Raw genomic sequence first — 11,822 nt, forward strand, 5'->3', positions numbered from 1 at the left:
TGTCGGGCGTCTCGGAGGAAAAGCAATGGGTGACCTGAAGCAGCACAGTCTCATCAAGGCTCAGGAACGGCTCCGCGACCAGGTCGGCCACGCCCTCCGAGCGGCCCTGATAGCGGGTGAGCTGCGCCCCGGAAGCGTCTACTCGGCGCCCGGCCTCGCGGCCGAACTCGGCGTGTCGGCCACACCGGTGCGCGAGGCCATGCTCGACCTCGCCCGCGAAGGCCTGGTCGAGCCGGTCCGCAACAAGGGCTTCCGGATCACCGAGGTCAGCGAACGCGACCTCGACCAGTACACCGAGCTGCGCACGATGATCGAGGTGCCGACCATCGGCCGGATCACGAAGATCGCCACCGCCGAGCAGCTGGAGGCGCTGCGCCCGATCGCCGAGGAGATCGTCACCAGCGCCCGCGAGCACAACCTGATCGGCTACCTGGAGGCGGACCGCCGCTTCCACCTCACGCTGCTCGGCCTCGCGGGCAACGACCGCCTCGTCGAGACGGTCGGCGACCTGCGCAAGCGCTCCCGGCTGTACGGGCTGACCGGCCTGGACGAGGCCGGCAAGCTGGTGTCCTCGGCCGAGGAGCACCTCGAACTGCTCGACCTGATGCTCTCCGGCGACGCCGCGGCGGCCGAGGCCTGCATGGTCCGCCACCTCGGCCACGTCCGCTCCCTGTGGGCCCAGGGCCGCGACGAGCCGGTGGGCCGGGTCCCGGGCGGCCTCGGCTCCGGCCTCTGACGTCCGGCCGCCGGACCCCGGCCGGCGAAGGGTGAGGCTCGCCGCTCATGGCGCGGCGAGCCCTCACGGCACCGATGGGGTGACGGTCTAGCCGGCGTCGAGCCCGGCGGGCGCCGCGGAAGGGGCGGTGGCGGGGGCGTGCCCCGCCCCAACTCATGGGGCGGGGAGTCGATTTGGACACGGCTGGATAACGGCGGCGCCAACCCCTTGTCAGTGCAATTTCACATTACTATGTTACCGGTCACATCGTAGAGCGCGGCCCTTCACTGGAGTGACCCATGACCAAGCGCACCCAACTCGCCCTCGCCACCGCCCTGGTGGCCGCTCTCGCACTCGGGGCCTCGGGCTGCTCCGACACCGGGAAGAAGGGCAAGGGCGGCGCCTCCGCCGAGAACCCCGCGGCCGCCAACGACGGCAAGATCCTCGGCGGCACCCCGGTCAAGGGAGGCACCCTCACCGTCCTGTCCAACCAGGACTTCGCCCACCTCGACCCCGCCCGCAACTGGGTCATGCCGACCATGGACTTCGGCACCCGGCTGCTCTACCGCACCCTCGTGACCTTCAAGGCCGAGCCGGGCAAGGCCGGCAGCGAGCTCGTCCCCGACCTCGCCACCGACCTGGGCACCCCCTCCAACGGCGGCCGCACCTGGACCTTCACCCTCAAGGAAGGCGTCAAGTACGAGGACGGCTCGCCGGTCAAGGCCCAGGACATCAAGTACAACGTCGAGCGCTCCTTCGCCCCCGACCTCACCGGCGGCCCCGACTACGCCGCCCAGTACCTGGCCGGCACCGAGGGCTACAAGGGCCCCCTCCAGGGGCAGCACCTCGACTCGGTCAAGACCCCCGACGACCGGACCATCGTCTTCGAACTCAAGCGGCCCGTCGCCGAGTTCTCCGCCACCGCCACCCTGCCCACCTTCGCGCCCGTGCCCCAGTCCCAGGAGAAGGGCACCCAGTACGACGCCCGCCCGTTCTCCTCCGGCCCGTACAAGATCGAGTCGTACGACCGCGACAAGAAGCTGGTCCTGGTCCGCAACGAGCACTGGGACGCCAAGACCGACCCGGTCCGCAAGGCCTACCCGGACCGGTTCGTGGTCGTCATGGGCCTCAAGGGCGGCCAGATCGACGACCGGATCATCGCCGGCGAGGGCGCGGACGCCTCCGCCGTCCAGTACGCCGACATGCGGCCCGAGAGCGCGCCGAAGGTGCTCCCCAAGCCGGAGGTCAAGGCGCGGCTGCTCGCCGAGTCCCAGGGCTGCACCGAGATGCTCTACCTGAACAACTCCCGGGCGCCCTTCGACGACCCCAAGGTCCGCGAGGCCATGCAGTACGCCGTCGACAAGGAAGCCGTGATCACCGCGGGCGGCGGCCCGGCCCTCAACGAGGTCGCCACCGCCTACCTGCCCCCGGCGCTCTCCGGCGGCAAGCAGGCCGACACCCTGCGGATCGCCCCGGCGGGCGACCCGGCCAAGGCCAAGGAACTGCTCAAGGCCGCGGGGAAGGAGTCCCTGAAGGTCTCCCTTGCCGTCTCCACCGGGGACAAGGGCAAGGCGGAGGCCATCCAGCAGGGCCTGTCCCGGGCCGGCATCGAGGTCGTCGTCGACACCGTCGACCCCGGCGCGTACTACGACGTCATCGGCGACCTCGCCACCACCCCCGACATGACGCTCACCGGCTGGTGCCCCGACTACCCCTCCGGCTCCACCTGGATCCCCTTCGTCTTCGACGGCCGCACCATCAAGGACAAGGGCAACCAGGGCAATTACAGCCAGTTCCGCGACGACGCGACCATGAAGCGGATCGACGAGATCAACGCCATGGCCGACGCCAAGCAGGCCAACCAGGCCTGGATCGACCTCGACGCCGAGCTCATGAAGAAGTCCCCCTCGGTCCCGATCCTGCTGGAGCGCAAGCCGCTGCTCGTCGGCCCCAACATCGCGGGCGCCTACGGCCACCCGGTGTGGACCGGCACCATCGACTACGCGACGGTCGGCCTCAAGGACCCCTCGAAGAGCCAGGGCTGAGGAAGACGGAGCCCCCGCCCATGACCGCCACCACCCCGGCCCCCGAAGGCCGGTCCGCTCCCGGCCCCGGCGACCGCCCGGCCCCGGCCGCCACCCCGGCCCCGGCCGCCGCGCCCGCCCCCGGCCCTGGCGCCACACCGACGCCCGCCCCCGTCCCCGCCCCCCGCACCCCGTCGGCCCGCCGCGCAGCCGGGGACCGGCCCGCGGTGGCCCCCGGCAGCAGCCCCTGGCGGCTCGCCCGGCGGGAGCTGGGCCGGCGCCCCGCCGTCCGCGTCAGCCTCGGCCTCGTCGTGCTCTTCGTCCTCATGGCCGTCACCGCCCCCTGGCTGGGCGCGCTCGGCGGCTGGTCCCCGGAGGAGTTCGACAAGAGCGCCGTCGACCCGTACCTCGGCGGCCTGCCGCTCGGCTCCTTCGGCGGGATCAGCCCCGAGCACTGGCTCGGCGTCGAACCCGTCACCGGCCGCGACCTGTTCGCCCGCGTGGTCCACGGCGCCCAGGTCTCCCTGCTCATCGCCTTCGCCGCCACCGCCATCGTGGTGCTCGCGGGCACCGCCGCCGGAATCGCCGCCGGCTACTTCGGCGGCCGGACCGACACGGTGCTGTCCCGGCTGATGGACCTGACCATGTCCTTCCCGTCCCTCATCTTCATGATCGCGCTGCTGTCCGTGGCCAAGGACGTCAACCGCATCGTCCTCATGACCGCCGTCATCGGGGTCTTCGGCTGGCCCGGCGTCGCCCGCGTCGTCCGCGGCCAGACCCTCTCCCTCAAACACCGCGAGTACGTGGACGCCGCCCGCGTCGGCGGCTCGAGCTCCTGGCGGATCCTGACCCGCGACATCCTGCCCGGCGTCTCGGGCCCCGTCATCGCCTACACCACGCTGCTCATCCCGGGCATGATCAGCACCGAGGCCGCGCTCAGCTACCTCGGCGTGGGCGTCCGCCCGCCCACCCCCTCCTGGGGCCAGATGATCGCCGAGTCCGTCGCCTTCTACGAGACCGACCCCATGTACTTCGTCATCCCGAGCGTCTTCCTCTTCCTCGCCGTGCTCGCCTTCACCCTGCTCGGCGACGCCCTGCGCGACATCCTCGACCCGAGGGGCGGCCGCAGTTGATCCTCTACCTCGCCCGCCGGCTCCTCGCCCTGGCCGGTGTGCTCCTCGCCATCGCCGCCGTCACCTTCCTCATCTTCCACGTCCTGCCCTCCGATCCGGCCGCGGCCGCCTGCGGCAAGACCTGCAGCGCCGAACGTCTCGCCGACGTACGGGCCTACCTGGGCCTCGACCAGCCCCTGTGGAAGCAGTTCGCCGACTTCCTGACCGGCATCTTCACCGGCCGCACCCTCGGCAGCGGCCAGTACGCCGTCGAGTGCGGCTTCCCGTGCCTGGGCTACTCGTACGAGAACTCCCTGCCCGTCTGGGACCTGCTCATGGACCGGCTCCCGGTCTCCGCCTCCCTCGCCGTCGGCGCCGCCGCGCTCTGGCTCGTCCTCGGCCTGGGCGCCGGGGTCACCGCCGCCCTGCGCAAGGACACCGCCGCCGACAAGGCCCTGATGGTCGGTGCGGTCGCAGCCGCTTCCCTGCCCGTCTACTTCACCTCCGTGATGCTGATCTACGGGGTCATCCGCATCGCCGGCCTGCTGCCCTACCCCACCTACCGGGCCCTCACCGACGATCCGGCCGGCTGGGCCGCCAACCTCCTGCTGCCCTGGACCGCGCTCGCGCTGCTCTACGCCGCCATGTACGCGCGCCAGAGCCGGGGTTCGATGATCGAGGCCATGGCCGAGCCGTACATCCGCACCGCCCGCGCCAAGGGCATGCCGGAGCGCACCGTCGTCCTCAAGCACGGCCTGCGCTCCGGGATGACCCCCATCCTCACCATCTTCGGCATCGACCTCGGCGGCCTGCTCGCCGGAGCCGTGATCACCGAGTCCATCTTCGGACTCCCCGGCATCGGGCGGCTGTTCTACGGGGCACTGGTCAGCTCGGACCAGCCCGTGGTCCTCGGGGTCACCCTGCTCGCCGCCTTCTTCATCGTCGTCGCCAATCTCGTCGTCGACCTCCTGTACGCCGTCGTCGACCCGAGGGTGAGGTACTGATGGCCGCCGCAACCACCGCCCCGCTCCTTCGCGTACGCGATCTGGGCGTCACCTTCACCACCCCGCGCGGCACCGTACGGGCCGTCGACTCGCTCGGCTTCACCGTCGAGGCGGGCCGCACGCTCGGCATCGTCGGCGAGTCGGGTTCCGGCAAGTCCGTCACCTCGCTGGCCGTCATGGGCCTGCACCGGGGCGCGGCCGGGGTCACGGGCTCCGTCGCGCTGGCCGGCCGCGAGCTGACCGGCCTGTCCGAACGCGAGCTGGCCGGGATCCGCGGCCGCAGGATGGCGATGATCTTCCAGGACCCGCTCTCCAGCCTCCACCCCTACTACACGGTCGGCGAGCAGGTCGCCGAGCACTTCCGGGTGCACTTCAAGGCCGGGCGGGCCGCCGCCCGCAAGCGGGCCGTCGACATGCTCGGCGAGGTCGGCATCCCGGAGCCGGCCCGCCGTGCGGGGGAGTACCCGCACCAGTTCTCCGGCGGCATGCGCCAGCGCGCGATGATCGCCATGGCCCTGGCGTGCGAACCCGACCTGCTGATCGCCGACGAGCCGACCACCGCCCTGGATGTCACCGTGCAGGCCCAGATCCTGGAGCTGATCGCCAGACTCCAGCAGGAGCGCGGCCTCGGCGTCGTGATGATCACCCACGACCTGGGCGTGGTCGCCCGCGTCGCCCATGAGGTGCTGGTCATGTACGGCGGCCGGGCCGCCGAACAGGCCCCGGTCGACGACCTGTTCGCCGACCCCGCCCACCCCTACACCCGCGGCCTGCTGGACTCGCTGCCCCGCCTCGACACCCCCGACGACGAACCGCTCCCGTCCATCCCCGGCTCCCCGCCGTCCCTCCTCACCCCGGCCCCGGGCTGCGCCTACGCCCCGCGCTGCCCGCGCGCCGCCGACCGCTGCACCGCCGTACGCCCGGAACCGGAGCCGTACGGAGACGCGCCGGGGCGGACGGTGGCCTGCCACTTCGCCGGCGCCCGTACCGTCCAGGAGGCGGCCCGATGACCACCGCCACCACCGCCACCACCGCCACCACGACCGAGACCGGACCGCTCCTGTCCGTACGGGACCTCACCATGACCTTCCCCGGGAAGCGGTCGGCGACCGGGCGCCGGGGGGCGCCCGTGCGCGCCGTGGACGGGGTCACCTTCGACCTGGCGGCCGGTCAGACCCTCGGCCTGGTGGGGGAGTCGGGCTGCGGAAAATCCACCACGGGCCGGATGCTGGTGCGTCTCCTGCAACCCACCTCCGGCAGCGTCACCTTCGAAGGCAAGGACATCAGCCGCCTGTCTCAGGGAGCCCTGCGCCCCCTGCGCAAGAACATCCAGATGGTCTTCCAGGACCCGCACTCCTCCCTCAACCCCCGCCAGACCGTCGCCCGCGTCATCTCCGATCCGCTCCTGGTCCAGGGCTGGAGCGCGGCGGACGCCCGCCGCCGCGCGGCCGAGCTGATGGAACTGGTCGGCCTGATCCCCGAACACATCGACCGCTACCCGCACGAATTCTCCGGCGGCCAGGCCCAGCGCATCGGCATCGCCCGCTCCCTGGCCACCAGTCCCCGCCTCGTCATCGCGGACGAACCGGTCTCCGCCCTGGACGTCTCCGTACAGGCCCAGATCGTCAACCTGCTGGAACGGCTGCGCACCGAACTGGGCCTGGCCTACGTGTTCATCGCGCACGACCTGTCCGTCGTCAAACGGGTCAGCGACCGGGTCGCCGTGATGTACCTCGGCAGGATCGTCGAGATCGGCGACAAGCGCTCCCTCTACGAGAACCCCCAGCACCCCTACACCCGCGCCCTGCTGTCGGCCGTCCCCCTCCCCGACCCGGCCGCGGAACGCCGCCGCGAGCGCATCGTCCTGCTCGGCGACCCCCCGAGCCCGGCCGCCCCACCCCCGGGCTGCACCTTCCACCCCCGATGCCCGAAGGCCCAGCCGATCTGCCGAACCGACCGTCCCCTCCTCCGGCCCACCGAGGGCAGAGAGGTGGCCTGCCACTTCCCGGGTGACTGACGGGGATCACGGGAAGAAGGGGCCCCGGAGACAACGACGTCTCCGGGGCCCTTGTGCGCGCCGGGTCAGGACAGTTCGCGGCGGAAGAAGTCCAGTTCCAGGGCCATGACCTTCTCGCGGGTGCCGCCCGGGGTCATGTGGGTGACGCCCGGCAGGGCCAGGAGCCGGTGGGGGCGGCCCGCGTCCGTGAGGGACTGCGACAGGCGCAGGGTGTGGGAGGGGTGGACGTTGTCGTCGGCCAGGCCGGTGACCAGGAGGAGGGGGCGGGTCAGCTTCGGGGCGTCGGGGAGGAGCGAGTCCCGGTCGTAGACCTCCGGGTTGTCCTGCGGGAGGCCCAGGTAGCGCTCGGTGTAGGCCGTGTCGTAGTGCCGGAAGTCGGTCGGCGCCGCGCCGGCGGCCGCCGCGTGGAAGACGTCCGGGCGGCGCAGCACCGCCATGGCCGACAGGTAGCCGCCGTACGACCAGCCGCGGATGCCGACCCGGCCGAGGTCGAGGTCGTGGTGGCGGGCGCCGAGGGCCTGGAGCGCCGCGACCTGGTCCTCCAGGGTGACCTCGGAGAACCCGCGGTACACGGCGTGCGTGAAGGCGGGGGAGACGTACGGGGTCCCGCGGTTGTCGACCGTCACCACCGCGAAGCCCTGGTCGGCCCACCACTGCCGGGCCTGCCAGCGGCGCGGTTCGGCGGACACGTCCTGGAAGCCGGGGCCGCCGTAGCTGTCCATCAGGACGGGCAGCCGGCGCCCGGCGACGTGGCCGCGGGGCAGGACCAGGGAGGTCGGGACGGCGTGCTCGGTGACCCGCTCCAGGAGCGGCACCACCCGGTACGGCAGGGGCTGGGACAGGTCCGCGGGGACGAACTCCCGCCCGTCGGCGGTCCGTACGAGGCGCCGTACCCCGTCGGCGTCGGCGGAGGTCAGCAGCAGGGTCCCGGCGCCGGCCTGCACGCCGTGCACACCGGGCCCGTCGGCGAGCGGGACCGCCTCGCCCGTCGCCGGGTCGAGCAGCAGCACCTGCTGCTCGGAGGGGTCGCGCAAGCCGGCCTCGACCAGCAGCCGGCCCTCGTGGACGCCGGCCACGCGGCGGACCTGGATCCCGTCGCCGGTGAGCGGCGCGCCGTCGACCGCGAGGGCGCGGGCGGCGCCCGCCGCGGTGTCGGCGGAGGTCAGCATCCGTCCGTCGGGGAGCCGGGCGGGGGTGCCGGGGAGCGGGTCGACCCACTGCGGGTGCGTGGTGCGCGACAGTTCCCGGGTGCGGCCGGTGGCGGGGTCGGCGGAGAGCAGCAGGACGTTGCGCTGGAGCCGGTCCCGGACGGTCAGCAGGATCTCCCCGGGCGACTCCCAGCCCGCGTCGGACACGTACGGGTGGGCATCGGCGTCCCAGTCGAGCCGTATCCGCTCCCCGTTGGGGCCCAGCACCCACAGCTGGACGTCGGCGTTGGGCCCGCCCGCCTCCGGGTACGCGAAGTCCTCGGCCGGGCGCTCCGGATGCGCGGGATCGGTGAAGTACCGGCGCTGGAGGGCGGTTTCGGCGACGCGGGCCGCCAGCAGGGTGACCCCGTCCGGGGACCACCAGTGGCCGCGGGAGCGGTCCAGTTCCTCGGCGGCCGCGAACTCGGCGACGCCCCAGCGGGCCCCGTCGTCGGGGCTGACCCGGCCGCCCGGGGTGACGTACAGGGCGTCGGCGCTGACGTATGCGGTGCGCGAGCCGTCGGCGTTGGGGCGGGGGTCGAGCGCGGGGCCGGCGGCGGGGACTGGGACGGGCGCCGCGGGACGGCCGGCGCCGTCGGCGGTGACCTCGTACAGCCTTCCGTAGAGCGCGAAGACGGCGCTGCGGCCGTCGCCGGAGAGGGCGTACGAGCCGATCCCGGCGGCGACGAGGCGGATCCGCTCGCGCAGCCGGCGCTCGGCGGCGGGGAGCTCGCCGGGCCCGGAGCACAGGTCGCGGGGGTCGGCAAGGCAGGACTCGGTGCCGGTGGCCGTGTCGAGGACCCAGAGGGCGTCGACGGGGTCGGTGGGGCCGGCGGACCGGAGGAACCAGAGCAGCCGCCCGTCGTCCCCGAAGGCGAAGGCGCGCGGGGCGCCGTACGTGTACCGGGCGGTGCTCGCGGAGAGCCTGAGGAAGTCATCCATGATCGTAGTGTGACATGTGAAATATCACATAGACTAGGCTGTTCGAGTGGTGACCCCCTGTATCCGGGCTTAGCGTCGACAGGGTGGACCCGAACGCATCGCCGACCAGCACCGGGACCGACGGCAAGGTCCGAGGAAGCGGGAACGGACTCGCCCTGTTCGTCATCGCCTCCTGCCAGCTCATGGTGGTCCTCGACATCACCATCGTGAACATCGCGCTGCCGCACATCCAGACCGCCCTCGACTTCTCGACCGAGAGCCTCTCCTGGGTGGTGAACGCGTACACGCTCACGTTCGGCGGACTGCTGCTGCTCGGCGGCCGCGCCGGCGACATCCTCGGCCGCAAACGGGTCTTCATCTTCGGCGTCCTGCTCTTCGGCCTGGCCTCCCTCCTCGGCGGATTCGCCCAGAACGCCGGCCAGCTGATGGGCGCCCGGGCCCTCCAGGGCGTCGGCGGCGCCATCGCCTCCCCGACCGCCCTGGCGCTGATCACCACCACCTTCCCCGAAGGCCCCGCCCGCAACAGGGCGTTCGGGGTCTTCGCCGGGGTGTCGGCCGGCGGCGGCGCGATCGGGCTCCTCGCGGGCGGCATGCTCGTCACCTGGCTCGACTGGCGCTGGGTGCTCTTCGTCAACGTCCCCATCGCCGTGCTCATCGCCCTGCTGGCCGCGAAGGTCATCCGCGAGTCCGAACGCCGCCCGGGACACTTCGACCTCGCGGGCGCGCTGCTGTCCACGCTGGGCATGGTCTCGCTGGTGTACGGGTTCATCCGCGCGGCCCAGGACGGCTGGCGCGACCCCTGGACGCTGGGCTCCTTCGGCGCCGCCGTGGTCCTGCTGACCCTGTTCGTCCTCAACGAGCGGCAGTCGCCCCAGCCGATCACCCCGCTGCACATGTTCGCCGACCGCAACCGGGCCGGGACGTACGGGATCATGCTCTTCCTCGCCTGCGCGATCTTCGGCATGTTCTTCTTCCTGACGCTCTTCGTGCAGATCGTGCTCGGCTTCAGCCCGCTGCGGGCGGGCCTCGCCTTCCTGCCGGTGAGCGCGGTGATCGCGGTGGGCGCCGCGATCACCTCGCAGCTGCTGCCGAAGTACGGCCCCAAACCGTTCATGGTCGGAGGCGCGCTGTGCTCCGCGGCCGGACTCGGCTGGCTGACGCAGACCGACGTCCACTCGACCTACCTGGGCAGCATCCTGGGCCCGATGCTCCTCTTCAGCCTCGGCATGGGCCTCCAGTTCGTCTCGCTGACGCTGATGGCCCTGTCCGGCGTCAGCGACCGGGAGTCCGGCGCGGCGTCCGGGCTGCTCAACGCGACGCAGCAGGTCGGCGGTTCGCTCGGCCTGTCGATCCTGGTCACCGTCTTCGGCACGGCGAGCCGCAACGAGGCCAGGGACCAGGTGCCGGGCTTCCTGCGCACGGCGAGCCCCGAACAGCTGGCCGCCTTCGAGCGCACCGGGCAGTTCCCGAAACCGTGGAGCGACCAGGTGCTGACCTCGGGCATCAGCGCGGCGTTCATCGTGGCCGCCCTGTTCACCCTCGTCGGCGCGGCGATCGCCCTGTTCGCCATCCAGGTCCGGCCCTCCGACCTCGAGCGTCTGCAGGGCAACCACACCGCGGCCAAGGCCTAGCCGTGGCCACGGAGCCCCTCGCGGAGCCGGGCGCGAAGCCCCTGGCGGAGCCGCTCACGGAATCCCTGCCGGAACCGCTCGTGTCGCCGGTCGGCTCCCACAACGAGTGGGATCCCCTGGAGGAGGTCATCGTAGGGCGGCTCGACGGCGCGACCATCCCCTCCAGACACCCGGTCGTGGCCTGCAACATCCCGCCGTGGGGAGCCAGGTTGCAGGGCCTGGCCGCCGGCCGCAGGTATCCGCGCGCGCTGACCGGGCCGGCGCAGTACGAACTCGACCGGTTCGTCGCCCTCCTCCAGAGCCTCGGCATCACGGTCAGGCGCCCGGACGTGCTCGACCACGGACACCGCTTCGGCACGCCCGACTGGTCCTCCCGCGGTTTCACCAACTCCTGCCCGCGGGACAGCATGCTCGTGATCGGCGACGAGATCATCGAAACCCCGATGGCGTGGCCGTGCCGGTACTTCGAGACCCACGCCTACCGCACGATCCTCAAGGACTACTTCCGGCGCGGCGCGCGCTGGACGGCCGCACCCCGGCCGCAGCTCACCGACGCACTGTTCGACGAGGACTTCCGCATCCCCCGGCCCGGCGAGCCCATGCGCTACGTCCTCACCGAGTTCGAGCCGGTCTTCGACGCGGCGGACTTCGTGCGCGCGGGACGCGACCTGTTCGTGACGCGGAGCAACGTCACCAATCGCATGGGCATCGACTGGCTGCGCCGCCATCTCGGACCCGGCTACCGCATCCACGAGATCGAGAGCCGCTGCCGTACGCCGATGCACATCGACACGACCCTCGTCCCGCTCGCCCCGGGCAAGGTGCTGGTCAACCCCGAGTACGTCGACGTCGACCGCCTGCCCGAGGCCCTGGGCTCGTGGGACATCCTGATCGCCCCCGAGCCCGACCGCATCGACGCGCGCCTGCTCAGGCTCACCTCGATGTGCGGCAAGTGGCTCAGCATGAACGTGCTGGTGATCGACGGACACCGGGTGATCGCGGAACGGCACCACACCGGCATGCTGCGCGCACTCGAAGGCTGGGGCTTCGAACCGATCCCCTGCGACCTGCTGCACTACGCGCCGTTCGCCGGCTCCTTCCACTGCGCGACGCTCGACGTCCGACGCCGCGGCACCCTCGAGTCGTATCGCTAGGCACCGGTCCGGCCGCCAACGGCCCCGGCGCCAAGG

9 protein-coding genes are annotated in these 11,822 nt (G+C 72.4%); 8 read left to right on the top strand and 1 reads right to left on the bottom strand.

The window, feature by feature from the left end:
* Window positions 1-25 precede the first annotated feature (25 nt).
* The 6 genes from ACTVZO_RS30795 (at window position 26) to ACTVZO_RS30820 (ending at window position 6,872) form a co-directional block, all read left to right on the top strand.
* Window positions 26-736 (top strand): GntR family transcriptional regulator, encoded by a 711-nt coding sequence (locus ACTVZO_RS30795; protein WP_443301423.1) that lies wholly within the window; start codon window positions 26-28, stop codon window positions 734-736.
* 278 nt (window positions 737-1,014) lie between these two features.
* Window positions 1,015-2,760: an ABC transporter substrate-binding protein gene (locus ACTVZO_RS30800; RefSeq protein ID WP_443301424.1), complete on the top strand. Its 1,746-nt coding sequence runs from the start codon at window positions 1,015-1,017 to the stop codon at window positions 2,758-2,760.
* A gap of 20 nt (window positions 2,761-2,780) precedes the next feature.
* The gene (locus ACTVZO_RS30805) at window positions 2,781-3,872 is read left to right on the top strand and encodes an ABC transporter permease (RefSeq protein WP_443301425.1); all 1,092 of its coding nucleotides are present in this window, start codon (window positions 2,781-2,783) and stop codon (window positions 3,870-3,872) included.
* Window positions 3,869-4,855: an ABC transporter permease gene (locus ACTVZO_RS30810; protein ID WP_443301426.1), complete on the top strand. Its 987-nt coding sequence runs from the start codon at window positions 3,869-3,871 to the stop codon at window positions 4,853-4,855. Before ACTVZO_RS30805 ends, ACTVZO_RS30810 begins: the two co-directional genes overlap by 4 nt.
* On the top strand, window positions 4,855-5,865 hold the full coding sequence (locus ACTVZO_RS30815) for an ABC transporter ATP-binding protein (protein WP_443301427.1): 1,011 nt from the start codon (window positions 4,855-4,857) through the stop codon (window positions 5,863-5,865). Before ACTVZO_RS30810 ends, ACTVZO_RS30815 begins: the two co-directional genes overlap by 1 nt.
* On the top strand, window positions 5,862-6,872 hold the full coding sequence (locus ACTVZO_RS30820) for an ABC transporter ATP-binding protein (protein ID WP_443301428.1): 1,011 nt from the start codon (window positions 5,862-5,864) through the stop codon (window positions 6,870-6,872). The genes ACTVZO_RS30815 and ACTVZO_RS30820 overlap by 4 nt, the downstream gene beginning before the upstream one ends.
* A 65-nt stretch (window positions 6,873-6,937) precedes the next feature.
* On the opposite strand, the gene ACTVZO_RS30825 is transcribed toward ACTVZO_RS30820, so the two are convergent.
* Window positions 6,938-9,001 carry a prolyl oligopeptidase family serine peptidase gene (locus ACTVZO_RS30825; RefSeq protein ID WP_443301429.1) on the bottom strand — a complete coding sequence of 688 codons (2,064 nt, stop codon included), beginning with the start codon at window positions 8,999-9,001 and terminating at the stop codon, window positions 6,938-6,940.
* Between the two features lie 83 nt (window positions 9,002-9,084).
* On the opposite strand from ACTVZO_RS30825, the gene ACTVZO_RS30830 reads away from it, so the two are divergent.
* Together ACTVZO_RS30830 and ACTVZO_RS30835 are read left to right on the top strand one after the other, a co-directional pair.
* Entirely contained in the window at window positions 9,085-10,632 is a 1,548-nt protein-coding gene (locus tag ACTVZO_RS30830) for an MFS transporter (RefSeq protein WP_443301430.1), read from the top strand.
* Between the two features lie 41 nt (window positions 10,633-10,673).
* Window positions 10,674-11,786 (top strand): amidinotransferase, encoded by a 1,113-nt coding sequence (locus ACTVZO_RS30835; RefSeq protein WP_443303319.1) that lies wholly within the window; start codon window positions 10,674-10,676, stop codon window positions 11,784-11,786.
* Window positions 11,787-11,822 lie beyond the last annotated feature (36 nt).

Origin of the sequence: Streptomyces sp. IBSNAI002 (assembly GCF_052244475.1) — a bacterium.
Lineage (GTDB): Bacteria > Actinomycetota > Actinomycetes > Streptomycetales > Streptomycetaceae > Streptomyces.